The sequence below is a fragment of the Sphingobium algorifonticola genome (assembly GCF_004005485.1).
GTDB lineage: Bacteria > Pseudomonadota > Alphaproteobacteria > Sphingomonadales > Sphingomonadaceae > Sphingobium > Sphingobium algorifonticola.
Genome location: NZ_RZUL01000001.1, coordinates 552,448 through 568,138 on the forward strand (window position 1 = coordinate 552,448; position 15,691 = coordinate 568,138).

Annotated in this window: 13 protein-coding genes; 4 read left to right on the forward strand and 9 right to left on the reverse strand. The window is 65.4% G+C overall.

Annotated features, from left to right (window positions below; translation table 11 throughout):
• Positions 1–16 precede the first annotated feature (16 nt).
• Genes ENE74_RS02790 through ENE74_RS18620 form a run of 3 tightly spaced genes read right to left on the reverse strand, consistent with a single transcriptional unit; the run spans position 17 to position 1,683 of the window.
• Positions 17–649, reverse strand: a complete 633-nt coding sequence (locus ENE74_RS02790; RefSeq protein WP_127689535.1) for a 2-dehydro-3-deoxy-6-phosphogalactonate aldolase — start codon at positions 647–649, stop codon at positions 17–19.
• Positions 649–1,548, reverse strand: coding sequence for a 2-dehydro-3-deoxygalactonokinase (locus ENE74_RS02795; protein WP_127689104.1), 900 nt, complete (start codon positions 1,546–1,548; stop codon positions 649–651). The genes ENE74_RS02790 and ENE74_RS02795 overlap by 1 nt, the downstream gene beginning before the upstream one ends.
• On the reverse strand, positions 1,549–1,683 hold the full coding sequence (locus ENE74_RS18620; protein ID WP_277601347.1) for a hypothetical protein: 135 nt from the start codon (positions 1,681–1,683) through the stop codon (positions 1,549–1,551).
• Positions 1,684–2,081: 398 nt separating this feature from the next.
• On the opposite strand from ENE74_RS18620, the gene ENE74_RS02805 reads away from it, so the two are divergent.
• Together ENE74_RS02805 and ENE74_RS02810 are read left to right on the forward strand one after the other, a co-directional pair.
• Positions 2,082–3,890, forward strand: a complete 1,809-nt coding sequence (locus ENE74_RS02805; RefSeq protein WP_127689106.1) for an IlvD/Edd family dehydratase — start codon at positions 2,082–2,084, stop codon at positions 3,888–3,890.
• 22 nt (positions 3,891–3,912) lie between these two features.
• On the forward strand, positions 3,913–4,770 hold the full coding sequence (locus ENE74_RS02810) for an SMP-30/gluconolactonase/LRE family protein (protein ID WP_127689107.1): 858 nt from the start codon (positions 3,913–3,915) through the stop codon (positions 4,768–4,770).
• Here ENE74_RS02810 and ENE74_RS02815 read toward each other — a convergent pair.
• The 3 genes from ENE74_RS02815 to ENE74_RS02825 form a co-directional block, all read right to left on the reverse strand.
• The gene (locus tag ENE74_RS02815) at positions 4,767–6,347 is read right to left on the reverse strand and encodes a family 43 glycosylhydrolase (protein WP_127689108.1); all 1,581 of its coding nucleotides are present in this window, start codon (positions 6,345–6,347) and stop codon (positions 4,767–4,769) included. The two genes, ENE74_RS02810 and ENE74_RS02815, sit on opposite strands and share 4 nt — an antisense overlap.
• Positions 6,344–7,348 (reverse strand): alpha/beta hydrolase, encoded by a 1,005-nt coding sequence (locus ENE74_RS02820; RefSeq protein WP_127689109.1) that lies wholly within the window; start codon positions 7,346–7,348, stop codon positions 6,344–6,346. The genes ENE74_RS02815 and ENE74_RS02820 overlap by 4 nt, the downstream gene beginning before the upstream one ends.
• Before the next feature lie 106 nt (positions 7,349–7,454).
• Complete coding sequence (locus ENE74_RS02825) at positions 7,455–10,310, reverse strand: TonB-dependent receptor (RefSeq protein ID WP_127689110.1); 2,856 nt, start codon at positions 10,308–10,310, stop codon at positions 7,455–7,457.
• A gap of 185 nt (positions 10,311–10,495) precedes the next feature.
• On the opposite strand from ENE74_RS02825, the gene ENE74_RS02830 reads away from it, so the two are divergent.
• Positions 10,496–11,959 (forward strand): pectate lyase family protein, encoded by a 1,464-nt coding sequence (locus tag ENE74_RS02830; protein ID WP_241241785.1) that lies wholly within the window; start codon positions 10,496–10,498, stop codon positions 11,957–11,959.
• Positions 11,956–12,354 (forward strand): cupin domain-containing protein, encoded by a 399-nt coding sequence (locus ENE74_RS02835; protein WP_127689111.1) that lies wholly within the window; start codon positions 11,956–11,958, stop codon positions 12,352–12,354. The genes ENE74_RS02830 and ENE74_RS02835 overlap by 4 nt, the downstream gene beginning before the upstream one ends.
• A gap of 3 nt (positions 12,355–12,357) precedes the next feature.
• On the opposite strand, the gene ENE74_RS02840 is transcribed toward ENE74_RS02835, so the two are convergent.
• Genes ENE74_RS02840 through kduD form a run of 3 tightly spaced genes read right to left on the reverse strand, consistent with a single transcriptional unit; the run spans position 12,358 to position 15,679 of the window.
• Complete coding sequence (locus ENE74_RS02840) at positions 12,358–13,908, reverse strand: carboxylesterase/lipase family protein (protein ID WP_127689112.1); 1,551 nt, start codon at positions 13,906–13,908, stop codon at positions 12,358–12,360.
• Positions 13,895–14,905 carry a sugar kinase gene (locus ENE74_RS02845; RefSeq protein ID WP_127689113.1) on the reverse strand — a complete coding sequence of 337 codons (1,011 nt, stop codon included), beginning with the start codon at positions 14,903–14,905 and terminating at the stop codon, positions 13,895–13,897. The genes ENE74_RS02840 and ENE74_RS02845 overlap by 14 nt, the downstream gene beginning before the upstream one ends.
• A gap of 18 nt (positions 14,906–14,923) precedes the next feature.
• Positions 14,924–15,679 carry a 2-dehydro-3-deoxy-D-gluconate 5-dehydrogenase KduD gene (gene kduD / locus ENE74_RS02850; protein WP_127689114.1) on the reverse strand — a complete coding sequence of 252 codons (756 nt, stop codon included), beginning with the start codon at positions 15,677–15,679 and terminating at the stop codon, positions 14,924–14,926.
• Between the last annotated feature and the right edge of the window lie 12 nt (positions 15,680–15,691).

The window sequence follows — 15,691 nt, forward strand, 5'->3', positions numbered from 1 at the left end:
CAGGCTGGGCGGCAGGCTAGCCGTCTGCCGCGCGCCAGGCCGTGACCAGTGCCGCTGCCCGCGCGCCGACCGTCGCGGCATCGTCGCCGGGGCGATAGAGCGCACCGCCGACGCCAATCCCGTCGATACCCCGCGCACGCCATTCCGCCAGATTGGCCGCGCCGACACCGCCGACCGCCCAGAGCCCGGTTCCTGCCGGGAGCACGTCGCGCAAGGTGCCGATATAGGCTGGGCCGAACGCCGACCCGGGAAACAGCTTCAGCCGCCGCGCCCCCGCACCCAGTGCCGCGAAGGCTTCGGTCGGCGTGAGGCATCCGGGCATCGCTTCCAGCCCGCGGGCGCAGGCGCAGGCGATCACGGCGGGATCGCTGTTGGGCGACACCATGAAGCGGCCGCCCGCAGCCACAAGTGTATCGACCATTTCAGCGGACAGCACCGTGCCGCCCCCGATTGCCGCGACGTCGCCCAATGCCTGCGCCAGCGCCCTTATGCTCCGCTCTGGCTCAGGCGAGTTGAACGGCACCTCGATCAGGCGGATTCCCGCTGCGACCAGCGCCGTACCGATCGCGACCGCTTCGTCCGGGCGGACACCGCGCAGGATCGCCATCACCGGAGGGGCACCATCCGCCAGCACGGCGTCGATCGTCATCATGGTGTGTTTCTCCCCAGTGCAAGACCTGCCAGAACCGTCGTCTCGCCATCCAGCGTCCGGCTGCGGCGGCCCCGCGCCGCCAGCGCCCGTGCATAGCGGTCGCACAGCATCGGATCGCCGATCAGCACAATTTCACTCCCGTCGTCCACCAGCGCCTGCGCCGTCACTTCCGCGCCGATCAGCAGACCGGACAGATAGGCCCGCGCCCAGTCCGGCGACCGACCGTCGAGCAACTGGCCCGCCCGCGCTTCAAACAGCGCGCCCAGAACCGGTTCGTCGCTGCGCGCAAGGCCGTGTGCAAAGCCGTCGGGATCATCCTCCGTTCCGGTGGCCGCCGTCTGCGGACCGGCCAAGGTCGATCGGCGGGAAAGCAGCGCATAGACTTCCCCGGTCGGAAAGGTGCGGAAATCCCGCACCGTCCCATCCTCCACGCGCACCCATTTGCTATGCGTCCCCGGCAACACCAGCCGGTGCACTCCGCGCGCCAGTGCGGGATCAAGGGCGAAAGCACCGAAAATCTGTGTTTCCTCGCCGCGCATGATGTCGGGCACAGGCGCGCTGGCGGGGCTGCGCAGGCCCGGCAACACGGCGATGCGACTGCCGTCGACCTCCAGCCAGGTCGCCTGCCCCCGCCACGCCTCCACCCCGGCGGGACAGGCGACATAGCCTGCCTCGACCAGCCCGCCGCGCGCACCCGCCATGCCGCACAGGGTCACAGTGTCGATCGGCCCATCCTGTTGCCAGGGGGCCAGATGCTCCGCCAGAACGGTGCGCGCCGGCCGGTCGAGCGCGCCGATCCCCGGGCCGTCGCGCCGATCGACCAGGCCGCCGTCGGCGAACAGAAACAGGCGCAGACGACTGGTGCCCCAGTCGCCGAGAACATGGCGGATCGTCATTCAGAAATCCGCATGATGTGTCACTTCCTCGTTCATCGCCCATTGCACACAATGGCAGCCTGTCGGCCGCTCTCTGGGCCATTCGCAATTGTCGGCGCCATCATCCTGCATCGGCCCGGCAATAGCGGTCAGCACGGCGCAGTGCCAGACATGGCTTGCACAGATATGATTTGTCGGACTATAAAGTTTCGTAAGAGACGTCAATGATCGCCGACAAGGGGGTGAGGCGGCATGGTAAAATGGGCAGACCAGGCATGATGACGCGCGCGTTACCGGCCATTGCATCAAGTGCTGCCGGTCACGCGGCGATTCGCGCCGCGCTCGCCGATGGAACCACGGATGGTCCATTGGTTGCAAGAATTACTCGGTGCAATTACCGGACCGATGTACTCGCCCCGAAGGCGCAGGCCTTTGCCGATCCGTCTGCCGACGGCGCCCCTATATCCGCCCGCATGGATTGCGACGCGCCGCCCCGGCCTGTCACGATATCCCGCTTTCCCCGACCCTGACCATCCAAGGCCTGCGACATAGCCATGACAGACACGACCCATACCGCCAAAGCCCCCCGGTTGCGATCGCGCGCCTGGTTCGACAATCCCGACAATGTCGACATGACGGCGCTCTATCTGGAACGCTATCTGAACTTCGGTCTCAGCCTGGCCGAACTGCGGTCGGGCAAGCCGATCATCGGCATCGCCCAGACCGGCAGCGATCTCAGCCCCTGCAACCGGCATCATATGGTGCTGGCGGAGCGGATGCGCGATGGCATTCGCGAGGCGGGCGGCATCGCCCTGGAGTTTCCGGTCCACCCCATCCAGGAAACGGGCAAGCGTCCGACGGCGGCGCTGGACCGCAACCTGGCCTATCTGGGACTCGTTGAATCGCTCTATGGCTATCCGCTTGACGGTGTCATCCTGACCACCGGCTGCGACAAGACGACGCCGGCCTGCCTGATGGCGGCGGCGACGGTCAACATTCCCGCAATCGCATTGTCGGTCGGCCCCATGCTGAACGGCTGGCACAAAGGCGAACGCACCGGATCGGGCACGATCGTATGGAAAGCGCGGCAGATGCTGGCCACGGGCGAAATCGACGATGCGGGGTTCATCCGGCTGGTGGCGTCCTCGGCGCCATCGACGGGCTATTGCAACACCATGGGCACCGCATCGACGATGAACAGCCTGGCCGAAGCACTGGGCATGATGCTGCCGGGATCGGCCGTCATCCCGGCGCCCTATCGCGACCGGCAGGAAGCCGCCTACCTGACGGGCAAGCGGATCGTGGCGATGGTGCATGAGGATCTGAAGCCGTCCGACATTTTGACGCGGGACGCCTTTCACAATGCCATCGTGGTCAATTCGGCGATCGGCGGATCGACCAACGCGCCGATCCATCTTGCCGCGCTCGCCCGGCATATGGGCGTCGATCTGCCGCTCAAGGACTGGGAAACCTACGGCCACAAGGTGCCGCTGCTCGTCAACCTGCAACCGGCCGGCGAATATCTGGGCGAGGATTATTATCGGGCGGGGGGTGTGCCCGCCGTGGTGGCGCAGCTCATGGGCGCGGGGCTGATCCATGAGGATGCCCTGACCGTCAACGGCCAGACGATCGGCGACAATTGTCGCGACGCCATGATCGAGGACCTGCGCGTCATTCGGCCGTTTTCGGAGCCTATCGTCGAGGACGCCGGCTTTCTGGTGCTTTCGGGCAATCTGTTCGACGCCGCCATCATGAAGACCAGTGTGATCGACGCGGCTTTCCGCGCCCGTTACCTGTCCAACCCCGACGATCCCCAGGCCTTCGAAGGACCGGCCGTGGTGTTCGACGGACCGGAGGATTATCACGCACGGATCGATGATCCCGCGGTCGGCATCACGCCCGAAACCCTGCTGTTCATGCGTGGCGCAGGGCCGATCGGCTATCCCGGCGCGGCGGAAGTGGTTAACATGCGCCCGCCCGCTTATCTGATTACCGAGGGCATAGCGGCGCTGCCCTGCATCGGCGACGGACGGCAGTCGGGGACGAGCGGCAGTCCCTCGATCCTCAATGCCAGCCCCGAAGCGGCGGCGATGGGCGGGCTCGCCTTGCTGCGAACGGGTGACCGGGTGCGCGTCGATCTGGGCAAGGGCACGGTCGATGTGCTGATCGATGCGGACGAGCTTGCCGAACGGCGGCGCGCACTGGAGGCGCAGGGCGGCTATCCCTATCCCCCTTCGCAGACGCCCTGGCAGCAGATCCAGCGCAGCATGGTAGGACAATTGAGCAGCGGCGCGATATTGGAAGGGGCCGAGACGTTTCAGCGGATCGCGCAGACCATGGGCCTCCCCCGCGACAACCACTGAGGCGCGAAAGGAAGGCCGTCGCGTGACACTCTGGACGAAAGTGGCGCGCGCCGAACGCGACCTTCTCGGCGAGGGCACGTTGTGGTCGGCGCGCGGCAATGCGGTCTACTGGGTGGATATCGAGAACCCGGCCGTCAATCGGCTGTCGCTGACCGATGGCCGGATCATGCGCTGGCCGATGCCCGAGCCGGTCGGCTGGGTCGTCGAGCGGGAAGCAGGCGGCTTCATCGCAGGCTTCAAAAGCGGCTTTGCCGAGCTTGACCTCGATCCGGTCGCCATCCGGCCGATCGGCGATCCCGAACCGCATCTGCCCGATAACCGCATGAACGACGGCAAAGCCGACGCCAGCGGCGCGATATGGTGTGGCACGCTCGACATGCCGCAAAAGGTGGACAGCGGTGCGCTCTACCGCTTCACCGCCGATCGCCGCTGGCGGCCGATGGACAGCGGCTATGGCGTGCCCAATGGTCCGGCCTTTTCGCCCTGTGGACACTGGCTCTACCATGCAGACTCAACGAAGCGGATCATCTATCGCTTTGCCCGCGACGCGCACGGCGGCATCCACGACCGGGTGCCTTTCATCCGCTTTGGCGAAGACGATGGCTATCCCGACGGCATGACAGTGGATGCGCAGGGCTATTTGTGGGTCGCGCACTGGGGTGGCGCACGGGTAAGCCGGTTCAACCCGGATGGCCTGCTGGACCGGGCGATCGCCCTACCCGCGCGGCAGGTCACCAACATCACATTTGCGGGCGATCGCCTCGACCGCATGTTCGTGACGTCGGCGGCGACGGGCCTGCCGCCGTCCGATCATGACGGCGCGCTCTTCGAAGTCGATTGCGGCGTCACTGGCCTGCCGACGCATCTGTTCCCCGGCTAAAGCGCGGTATAGCGGAAATCGCTGAACTGCGTCTCGCCTTCGCCCGCCGCATAAAGGCCGGGCCGCAGCATCAGGAAGCCGCCACGCACATTGTGGTGATAACCCGACACTTCCATGCCCCGATCGAACCGTTTCCAGGTCGCGCCGTCATCGCCGCTCAGATGATAGGACACGATATGGCCGTCATTGGTCACGCGCATCCTGAGCGACCGGCCGTAGGGATTGGCCGGGCGTCCGCGCTCCTGCCCATATTGATGCGTCACGAATCGCTCGCCGTCGAATCCCAGCCCGCAATAGAGCTGTTGATCGTAGAAGAGCAGCAGGCCCGCGACTCCGCCGGGCGGAAGGGTGATCCGGCATTCGAAGCGATAGCGGCGATCGCCCGCGACCAGCAGAAGTGGTGATCCGTCGCGCGGCGCGGTGCCTGCGCCCCGCAAGTGCAACGTCTTGCCCGCCACGCGCAGCCGCGTCGCCTCATCCGGGCGCGGCTTGAAGAAGTTCCAGCGGGTGCCGAGCGCCAGGGTCGAAAAATCGTCCGACAGGGCCATGCCATGCGACACGGCACGCCCGCCGCCGGGCTTGGGCATCGGCTGCGACAGGTCGCCGCCGGTCATGCGGAACCAGCCGTCTGCCGTCCATGCGACGGGATCGAGCAAGGTTTGCCGCCCCAGGGTCCAATAGTCCTTTTCATAGCCGTGGTAGACCGACCACCATTGTCCGTCCGGTGCCTCGACTAGCGTCGCGTGACCGCGCGACCACCATTGTTCCGCGCTGCTCACCGTGCGGACCAGCGGGTTGGCGGGATGATGCTCCCACGGGCCATGGATCGATCGGGAACGCGCGGCAATCACCATATGGCCCGTTGGCGGACCGGCGGTGCCGCCGACCGCGGTGATGAGGTAGAACCAGCCTCCGCGCCGGGTGATCTTCGGCCCTTCCGGGGAAAAGCCCTCGACATCCCATGTGTCGGGATAGCGCCAGGGATCGTAGACATGTTCGACATTCCCGACGGTAGCGAGGCCATCGGCACGCAGCCGGATGCGATCGCCGCCGGACAGGAACAGCCAGCGCGACCCGTCCTCGCCCACCGCATGGCCCGGGTCGATATGATGCGGCAGCTTGAGGTCGATCGGGTCGCTCCAAGGCCCCTCGATCCGGTCGGCATGAATGACCCAATTGGTCGTCGGGTTCTTGGTCGGGATATAGAGGAAATAGCGGCCGTCGTGCTTGCACAGTTCCGGGGCCCAAACCGAACCGATGGGCCTGGTCAACGCCGGGCCGACCGGCTGCCAGTTCACCAGATCGCGCGAATGCCAGATCAGCAGGCCCGGATAGGCATCGAAGGTTGAGAAGGTCATGTAATAATCGTCGCCATCCTTCAGGATGGTGGGATCGGGATGGTCGCCCGCCATCACCGGATTGCGAAAGCGGCCGTCGCCCAGATCGGCGATCCGCTGATTGTCCTTGCCGCGCCGCCAGTCCGGCGTCGCCTGCCCGCCGGTCGCCAGGCAGGGCACCGCCAGGGCCATCCCGCCCAGCGTCGCCGCGGCCATCGCGTCCCGGCGGGACAGCGTCATGATCCGAACAGCCCCTGCGTCCGTGCCCAGGCCAGGAACAGGTCGGGCCAGGCCGCGACCGGCTTTCCAATGGCCCGGCGAATGCCGAAGCCATGGCCGCCATGGGTGAAGAGATGCGTTTCCACCGGCACGCCCTTTGCCCGCAGCGCCGCGCGCAGCAGCAGGCTGTTTTCCACCGGCACCGATCCGTCATCCTCGGCATGGATCAGAAAGGTCGGCGGCGCATTGGCGGGCACGTTCATGTCGGGTGAATGCGCCGCTTCCTGTTCCGGTGTCGGTGCGTCGCCCAGCATGTTGCGACGCGATCCCGCATGGGCATGGGGCAGGCGCATCGACACCACCGGATAGATAGGTGCGGAGAGAAATGGTCGCGCGGACAGCCGGTCGGCCTTGTCCACCGCCGCATAGGTGCGTGCGTCGAACCGCACCGAAAGATCGGCGCACAGATGGCCGCCCGCCGAAAAGCCCAGGCTGCTGACACGCGCCGGGTCGATCGCATAGGTCGCCGCCCGCGCCCGGATAAGGCGTATCGCCCGCTGCGCATCGGACAAGGCAACATCCGGCCCCGCTGCCCAGCCCTGATGCGGCAGGCGGTAGAACAGCACGAACGCGGTAATGCCTTGATCGGCCAGCAGCGCCGCCAGCTCATAGCCTTCCCTGTCGATCACCACCCAGTTGTAGCCGCCACCCGGCGTAATCAGTATCGCCGCGCCATTGGGGCGGAGGGGGCGGAACACCGCCATGCGCGGGCGCGCGATGTTCAGCAGCGCACGATCGTTCACCGCCGTGTCGGTGCTGCGCTCTTTCACTTCCTCGACGGGCAGGACAGCTGGCGCGCCGGGCGCGCCGTTCGGCCACAGGTCGATCGTCTCGCTCGGCTGCGGCAGCGCCGCGGCAAAGCTGCCCGCACCCGGTGCCGCCGTCTGTGCCACCCCGCGCGTCCCTTCGAGCAGGGCCGCACCAAGGCCCGCAGTCATCAGCATCCGGCGATCCATCGTCATCACACTTGTCTCTCCCGAAAAAATGGCCAGCCGCCATGTGCAGACGACGGCTGGCCAAGGCGCGGATCAGCGATGGTCCGCGGGAGCTGAAGTCAGGTCGCGGCCGTCACATCTTGAACCGCGCACCGACCAATATGGTGCGCCCGAAATGGTTGTACTCATAATTGCGGTTGGCATCGACGTCTGTGTAGCGGCTGCGATATTCGTCGGTCAGGTTGACCCCTTCCAGCGAGACTTCGACCCAGTCGGTCAGCTTGTACCGCACGGAGGCATCGACGTTGACGGTCGAATTATAGCCTTCAAAGACGTTGCCGGTGCCGCTCGTTCCATCGACATAGGGACCGCGATAGCTGGCCGACACGCGCGCGCTGAACTTGCTGTCCTCATAGTAAAGCGTGCCGTTGAACGCCTTTTTGGACAATCCGAACAGCGTCGAAGTACGGGTCACCGCGACATTGGGCCCAAGGGCACAGTTCGCCCCGGCGCAGGGGTTCAATATGGGGCCGGGCGTCGTGTAGGTCGCGCTGGACCGGACGAACGTGGCATTGAAGATTCCGCCAAAGCGCGACAGGAACCCCGGCAGGAATGTGAAGGGCGCTTGCAGCGATATCTCGACACCCTTCAGGCTGGCACCGGACCCGTTGATCGGCCGGGTGATGTTCCACAGCCTTCCCTCCGGATTGCCGGCCGCCGGTGAGCTGGGCGGAATGATCGACAGCGGCAGGCCGGTGGACGCATAGGTTCCCGTGGTCGTATCGCTGATCGGGAAACTCGCGACGTCTTTCTTGAACAGCGCGACCGAGAAGATCGATTGCGGCGCGAAATAATATTCCACGCCCAGATCGAAGGATGTGGCGCGGAACGGCAGAAGGTCGGGATTGCCGAAGCTGATATTGTAATTGAACCCGTCGACCGACCCGCCCGGCGTCAGGCTGCCCAGCGACGGCCGGGTGATGACCTTTGCAATGGCACCGCGAATGACGACATCGCGATGCGGGAACAGCGCGATGTTCATGGACGGCAGCCAGTCGTCATAGGACCGTGTGACTGTGCGGGACACCCCGGCCAGCAGACCGTTGGAACTCTGGTCGGTCTTGGCATAGCGCATGCCCGCATTGGCCGCATATTCCAGGCCCAGTATCTCCCCCTTGGCATCGAACTGGAGATAGCCGCCCGTGACTTCCTCGGTCACGCTGCGGGTGTTGCCGGGATCGACCGCCGCCACGCGATCGTAGAGCTTGGTAAAGGCCGCGGCCGCCTCGCGGTCGGGCACGACCCAGCTTGTCGTGGTGCCGGCAGGCTGGCCGGCCTTGCCCAGATTGACCAGCTCCGACAGCGCAGCTGTGCCCGCAAAGCCGTAGACCGCGCTGGCGCCGAAGGCCGAGGACGGCGAACAGGTGATCGTGCCCAGAACGCGGTCAGCCCCGCCATTGCCGCATACGACGGTATCGCGGCTGAAACCTTCGGTATCGAAATCGAAGCGGCGATACATGGCGCCTGCCTTCACCGTGAGGCCTTCGGTGACATCCCATTCGGTCCGTAGCTGTGCGGTGCGGAACTTGTTGATCGTGGAGGAGGGGCGATCGCGGATTTCGGACAACTGGAAATTGGCCGGATTGGTGACGTCCGTACCGAATGTCAGCTTCGGCCGCTCCATGTTCGTATAGTCATAGCTGTACCCCTGGGCATCGCGATCGTCGTAGACGAACGTGCTTTCGACAGGGATGCTCGCGTCGGACTTCGAAAAGCCGCCCAGTGCCGTGAACCGGAAATTGTCCGTGACGTCCTGATCCCAGGTCGCGCCAAGCTGATAGAAATCGGTGCTCGACTTGCGATAGTAATTTTCGGTGCGGACGGGCACGTCGTTGAATGTGCCGGAAATCAGATTGTTGTTGCCATCGATCACGTAATTGCTGACGTCGACCGGGCGCTCCAGACTGCGAAACAGCACTTCGGCATATTTTTCGGTGCGGATTTCCTTGAAGCGGGAGAACAAGCCGTCGATCGAAATCTTGGTGGCGTCGCTTGGTGCCCACTGCACGCTGCCTGTCAGGCCGAGCCGCTCGCGATCATGGCCGATCACGCCATAGCGCGGAATGCGCGGGTGAAAGGCGAGCGCGACGGCATTGCAGGCCGCGCCGGGAATATAGGTGCCGCCGCTGTTCTGCGCGGTGAAGCAGCGCGTGCCGTTGGCGCTGTCGAAGCGCGCCTGCGCCCAGCGAACCGTATTGTTGCCCAGTTCCAGCGTCTTGTACTTAGAATAGGCTGCCGAGACAGCGACGCCGAAGGTGCCGTCCGGCGATTTCCACGAAAGCAGGCCCGCGCCGCGCGGCCCCCATTTCTTGCTGAGATCGTTATAGCTGCCGATCGCCGAACCGACGACCGTCAGGCCATATTTGCCCGCCAGCGGATTGCCGGTGTTGAGATCGACGACCGCGCCCAGTGATCCTTCGTCGAGCGATGCTTCGGCCGTCTTGTGGACGACGAGCGAGCTGAACAGTTCGGAGGCGAACACGTTGAAGTCGAACGAACGGTCGCGATTGATACTCTGCCCGTCTGAGGATGTTGCGACGGTTTCCAGCCCGTTCAGGCGCACGCGGGTGAATTGCGCGCCCAGGCCGCGCACGGTGATCGCGCGGCCTTCGCCCCCGTCGCGCTGGATCGAGATGCCGGGGATGCGTTGCAGCGACTCGGCGAGGTTCTGGTCAGGAAACTTTGCGATATCCTCCGCGACGATGGCATCGATCGAGCCGACCGATTCGCGCTTGAGGTTGATGGCAGCGCCCAGCGACTGACGGAAACCGGTAACAATGATTTCGGGTTCGTCGCCCACAGGCGCGGCGGCAGCGGCATCAGCCTGTGCAAGTGCAGGCGATGCACTGGTCGCGATGGCAAATATCGAAGCTGCAAGCAGCCAGCGCCCGGAAATGCTGCGAGTCGGCTGGGTTGAAAATCCGTTCATGAAGACATCCCTCTCTGTCAGACCGGCCCTGATTGTCCCGACAATGCGATCCTTTTGCATCATACCGCGGCGGTTCTGAGAGCCACGCTGGCACGAAAATGAATCTTTGGACACCGGTGTCAAAAGAAACTTGCGGCCAGTCGCGCCGGATGTCAAGAAGGGTTGCAAGAGAGGAAACCGGAATAATGAAAAAGCCTCGTCGATTCTGCGACATGCCGCATCTCGTCCGCGCAGTCATGCACGCCGCCTGCGCCACGCTTATCGCAACCGTCTCGCCCATGCTGTCATCCACGGTCCTGGCGCAGGACAACCCGCCGTCAGCCGCAGCCGCATCGGCCGCTAAGGCGGAAAAAGCCGCTGCCTTTCCGGGCGCGGTTGGATGGGCGGCAACGACGCCCGGCGGGCGCGGCGGGCGGATCATCCGGGTGACGACCCTCGCCGCCGAAGGACCGGGCAGCTTGCGCGCGGCGCTGGAGGCAAAGGGGCCGCGCATCGTCGTGTTCGAAGTCGGCGGGGTGATCGACATGGGCCGCACCGGCATCCGCATTACCGAGCCTTATCTGACCATTGCAGGGCAGACCGCGCCCTCGCCGGGCATCACGCTGATCCGCACCGGCATCGACATCGCCACGCATGACGTGGTGATGCGGCATATCCGGGTACGGACCGGCGTGGACGGACAACCGCCGCTTAGCGGCTGGGAAGCCGACGCGCTGTCCACGGTGGCGGGCCATGACATCGTGATCGATCATTGCACCTTCACCTGGGGCGTGGACGAGAACATGTCGGCATCCGGCCCGCGCTTTACCGGTCAAACGCCCGTGGAATGGCGCGCCAACACGTCGCACAACATCACCTTTTCCTACAATATCGCGGCGGAGGGACTGGCCAATGCCAGCCATCCGAAAGGCGAGCACAGCAAGGGCACGCTGATCCACGACAATGCCACCGGCATTCTCATCTACCGCAACGTCTATGCGCATAATGTCGAACGCAACCCGCTTCTGAAAGGGGGCGCGCATGCCGCGCTGGTCAACAACATCCTCTACAATCCCGGCGAGCGGGCCGTGCACTATAATCTGATGGCGCTGGAATGGGCGGGCTATCCTTATCAGAACGGCAAGCTTTCGGCGGTGGGCAATGTCCTGCGCGGGGGGGTATCGACGGCGCCCGGCCTGCCGTTCCTGACGCTGGGTGGCGACGGCGATCTGGAATACTACGGCAAAGACAATCTGGCCGTAGACCGGTTCGGCAAGCCCCTGCCCATGTTCGGCCGCTATGGCGAGACGCAGGCGAAGCTGATCGAAACGCGCACGCCCCCCACCTGGTGGCCGGGCCTCGACATATTGCCGGTGCGCGATGTCGAGACGCATGTTCTTGCCAATGCAGGCGCGCGGCCGTGGGATCGCGATGCCGACGACATCCGCGTTCTGTTCTTCGTGGCGGAGGGGCGCGGCACGATCATCGACGATGAAAAAACGGTCGGCGGCTATCCGAAAATGCCCGCCTCGCGCGCGCCGTTCGTGGCCGCAGACTGGAACCTCGACACGATGGAGCCGAAATCCGGGCGCTATCCCGGACAGAAAGCCGAAATTGCCGAGCGGCTGTCGGACCGGGACCGGTTGATGCGTGAGCCGACGCGGCCATGAGCGCGATGCTCGTCATGCTGCTCGCCGCAGCGCCGCCGATGGTGGTTGTCGATGAAAAGAGCGTCGCGCGAGAGGAGCCGCCGCCGCATGGCGCGATCGGCATGAGCACCGCCTATCGCATCAGCGACGCCGTGCCGCAGCCCCGCGCCATGGAGTTCCGCAAACGCATATTGCATGTCGGTGCCGCGATCGGCGTCCATCCGATCGCGCATGATGAAGTCTATTATGTGCTGTCGGGGGAAGGCGAAGTGGAGTCGGACGGTGTGGTCCGCCGTCTGGGGCCGGGGATGGCGGCCTATCTCTACAACGGTGCCCGCGTCGGTATCCGGCAGACCGGCCGCGCGCCGCTGGCGCTCATCATCAGCTATCCCGTAGTGCCGGACAGCAAGCCCTGATCCTCAGCTTCCCGGCTGGACATAGGGCACGCGGGCGAAAAGGACGCGTTCCCATCCGCGCGGATCATTCTGCACCATGCTCTGCGCGTCGAAGATCATCGTCGCACGGCGATCCAGATCATATGGCGGCCAAGCGGCTCTGCCTGTTCGCGCGAAGCCGACGAACGCGTCCATCATCGCCCGCGATGCCGCCTGCGCATCCCCATCCGTGCCCGTGATCGACCCTTCGGCGCCGAGAGTACCAAAGCTCAACGGGATATCGATGGTGTGCGGCGCGCCGCGCTCGGGATTGGTACGGGACGTGAAATCGACCTGATAGACCCACGTCGGCGCACCCGATCGTGCGCGCGCCTCTGCCTCGATCACCTGCCCCGGCCAGCTGCGCCCCGCCGTCGTCGCCGCATAAAAGATCCGCTCCGCGCTCCAGTCCGGAAACTGCGCGCGATATTGGGCGACGATCCATTCCGGTGAGAGGTCCATGCGCAGTTCCGGCGCGATCCGCGCAGCAAGATTGCGCCAGTCCAGTGTCGCGACCACCGGCCCCTTGGGATCGATGAAGGCGCGCGTCTCGTCATGCGTATTGCCCAGCATCATGGGGATGCGGTGCGCCTGCGGCGGCGCATCCGGCCAGAAGGGATGGCGGGTCAGGCTGCGCATATCGAGCACCGGCCCGAAATAGACGCCACCGCCCAGGATCGGGTCTTCGGCCGTCAACCCTTCCACCAGCCTCTGCCACGGCATAGCCAGCAGCCGGTCCCAGTCACCGTCCGCGACTCCCAGATTGGCGAGATAGGCGTCTGTCCGGCGGGTGGCGTTGATCGGCCCCGATGCCGTCACCTGTTGCCCGCTCATCGTGATCGCGCGATGGAACAGGCCGTCGGCGGCGGGTGTCGCCATCATCGTCGCGATCTTGGCACCGCCGCCCGACTGGCCGAACAGCAGCACATTGGCCGGATCGCCGCCGAAAGCCGCGATATTGTCGCGGACCCAGCGCAGCGCCAGAATCAGATCGAGCTGCCCGGCATTACCGCTGTCGGCAAAGCGCGCATCCTTGCGCGCCAGATACAGATAGCCAAACGCATTGAGCCGGTGATTGACAGTGACCACGACGACATCGCCATGCGTTGCCAGCCGTGCGCCATCGGTCAGGGGATCGACCACGCTGCCGTTGGAATAAGCCCCTCCGTGAATATAGACCATCACCGGCCGCTTCGCGCGCGAGTCCGCGCCGGGCGTCCAGATGTTGAGGAACAGGCAGTCCTCGCTCATCGCGACTTGTCGGGCACGCTGCGGGCAGGACGGGGCAAAGGCCGTCGCATCCGCAACGCCAGTCCAAGGACGCACGGGCTCTGGCGCACGGAAGCGGCGGGACGCCGTATCCTCACCGTAGCGCACACCGCGGAAGACGAGCAGGCCGCCCTCGCGGCGGCCTCTGACGCGGCCGGCGCGCGTATCGACCAGCGGATCAGCCCGCCGTGCCATGGCCGGGGCGGACAGCCCCGCGAGCAGCGTGACCCCGCCCGCGATTATGCTGCGCCGATCAGCGCCGGACATCCATCTCGCCGGTCAGAAATGCGTCGATGTCCTGCTGGCTGAACAGGCTGGCATCGCCCGGCAACGAATGCTTGAGCGCGGTCAGCGCAAGACCGCTGCGCGCGGCAGCTTCGATATCGCCATTGCTGCTGACCAGCCCGTGGAGCGTACCGGCCGCAAAGGCATCGCCGCCGCCGATGCGATCGACAATGCCGGATACGAGCACTTCGGGCGTCTGCGCCGCGCCGCTGCGGCTGTCGACCCGCGCAGCGATGCGGTGGCTGTCGGCATCCACGACATGGCGCGCGGTCGATGCGATCAGCTTGAGTTGCGGAAAAGCCTGGAATGCGGCCTCAGCCGCCTCGCGACGCCGCTCCGGTCCGTCGCCATGCAGTTCGCGGCCAAGCAGCAGCGAGATGTCGCGATGATTGCCGAACAGTATGTCCGCCATGCCGATCAATTCGGTGAGGATCGCGCGCGGATCGCTATCCCATGCCTCCCACAGGCGTGCACGGTAATTGCCGTCGAATATCAGGGTGATCCCCTTCGACCGCGCCGCCTGCGCCGCAGCCACCGCAGCGCGCGCGGAGCCTTTGCCAAGCGCCGGGGTGATGCCAGACAGATGCAGGTGCGTCACGCCGTCCAGTGCCGCATCCCAGTCGAAATCCTCCGCCTGCGCGCGCGCGAAACTGCTGTCGGCGCGATCATAGACCACTTCGGACGCCCGAAGGCTTGCGCCGGGCGTCAGGAAATACAGGCCCATGCGGCCCGCCGCCGTGGCAACATGCGTACAGTCGACAGCTTCGCGACGCAGCAGTCCCACCGCCATGGCGCCCAGCGGATTATCCGGCACGCAGCTTATCATCCGTGTCGCATGACCCAGATTGGCCAGGCCGACCGCGACATTCGCCTCCGCCCCGCCGACGCAGATGTCCAGAGTGCGGGCCGTACGCAGCAGTTCCCGCCCCGGCGGCGAAAGCCGCGCCAGCAATTCGCCGAAAAACGCAAAATGCGCCATGATCCTCCCTATCGCGCGCTACCGCGCCAGCCAGCCGCCGTCGACCGCCATGATATGGCCATCGACATAATCCGACGCCCCTGATGCCAGAAAAACCGCAGCGCCGCCAAGATCGGATGGCTTGCCCCAGCGCCCGGCCGGAATCCGCTCCATAATCTGCCGGTTGCGGCTTTCGTCGGCCTGCAGCGCCGCGGTGTTGTTGGTGGCGATATAGCCCGGCGCGATCGCATTCACATTGACGCCCTTGGCCGACCATTCGTTCGCGAGCAATTTGGTGAGGCCGCCGATGCCGCTTTTGGAGGCCGTGTAGCTCGGCACACGGATGCCGCCCTGAAAGGTCAGCATGGAGGCGATGTTGATGATCTTGCCGGCGCCCTGCGCTATCATGTGGCGACCCGCCGCCTGGCAGAGGAAGAAAACCGACTTGAGATTGGTATCGACGACTGCGTCCCAGTCCGCCTCGGTGAAGTCGACGCTATCGGCGCGACGGATGATACCGGCATTGTTGACGAGGATGTCGAGGCCACCCAGCTTATCGTGCGTTTCCTGCACCACACGATCGACAGGCTCTATCGAGGAAAGGTCTGCCGCGATCAGGGCGCTGCTTCGCCCCAGGGCCGCAATCTGCGCGGCGGTATCGGCCGCCGGGGTGCGCCCGGCACAGGCGACGTCGGCCCCCGCCGCCGCCAGCGCCACGGCGATTGCCTGGCCGATGCCGGTATTCGCGCCGGTGACGAGCGCAACTTTCCCCGACAGGTCGAACGGATTGTCCATCGCAGCGTCCCT

Coding starts and splice junctions, on each gene's coding strand:
- ENE74_RS02790 (WP_127689535.1), bottom strand. CDS start 649: ATGACGATCGACGCCGTGCTGGCGGATGGTGCCCCTCCGGTGATGGCG.
- ENE74_RS02795 (WP_127689104.1), bottom strand. CDS start 1,548: ATGACGATCCGCCATGTTCTCGGCGACTGGGGCACCAGTCGTCTGCGC.
- ENE74_RS02805 (WP_127689106.1), top strand. CDS start 2,082: ATGACAGACACGACCCATACCGCCAAAGCCCCCCGGTTGCGATCGCGC.
- ENE74_RS02815 (WP_127689108.1), bottom strand. CDS start 6,347: ATGACGCTGTCCCGCCGGGACGCGATGGCCGCGGCGACGCTGGGCGGG.
- ENE74_RS02820 (WP_127689109.1), bottom strand. CDS start 7,348: ATGACGATGGATCGCCGGATGCTGATGACTGCGGGCCTTGGTGCGGCC.
- ENE74_RS02825 (WP_127689110.1), bottom strand. CDS start 10,310: ATGAACGGATTTTCAACCCAGCCGACTCGCAGCATTTCCGGGCGCTGG.
- ENE74_RS02830 (WP_241241785.1), top strand. CDS start 10,496: ATGAAAAAGCCTCGTCGATTCTGCGACATGCCGCATCTCGTCCGCGCA.
- ENE74_RS02835 (WP_127689111.1), top strand. CDS start 11,956: ATGAGCGCGATGCTCGTCATGCTGCTCGCCGCAGCGCCGCCGATGGTG.
- ENE74_RS02840 (WP_127689112.1), bottom strand. CDS start 13,908: ATGTCCGGCGCTGATCGGCGCAGCATAATCGCGGGCGGGGTCACGCTG.
- ENE74_RS02845 (WP_127689113.1), bottom strand. CDS start 14,905: ATGGCGCATTTTGCGTTTTTCGGCGAATTGCTGGCGCGGCTTTCGCCG.
- kduD (WP_127689114.1), bottom strand. CDS start 15,679: ATGGACAATCCGTTCGACCTGTCGGGGAAAGTTGCGCTCGTCACCGGC.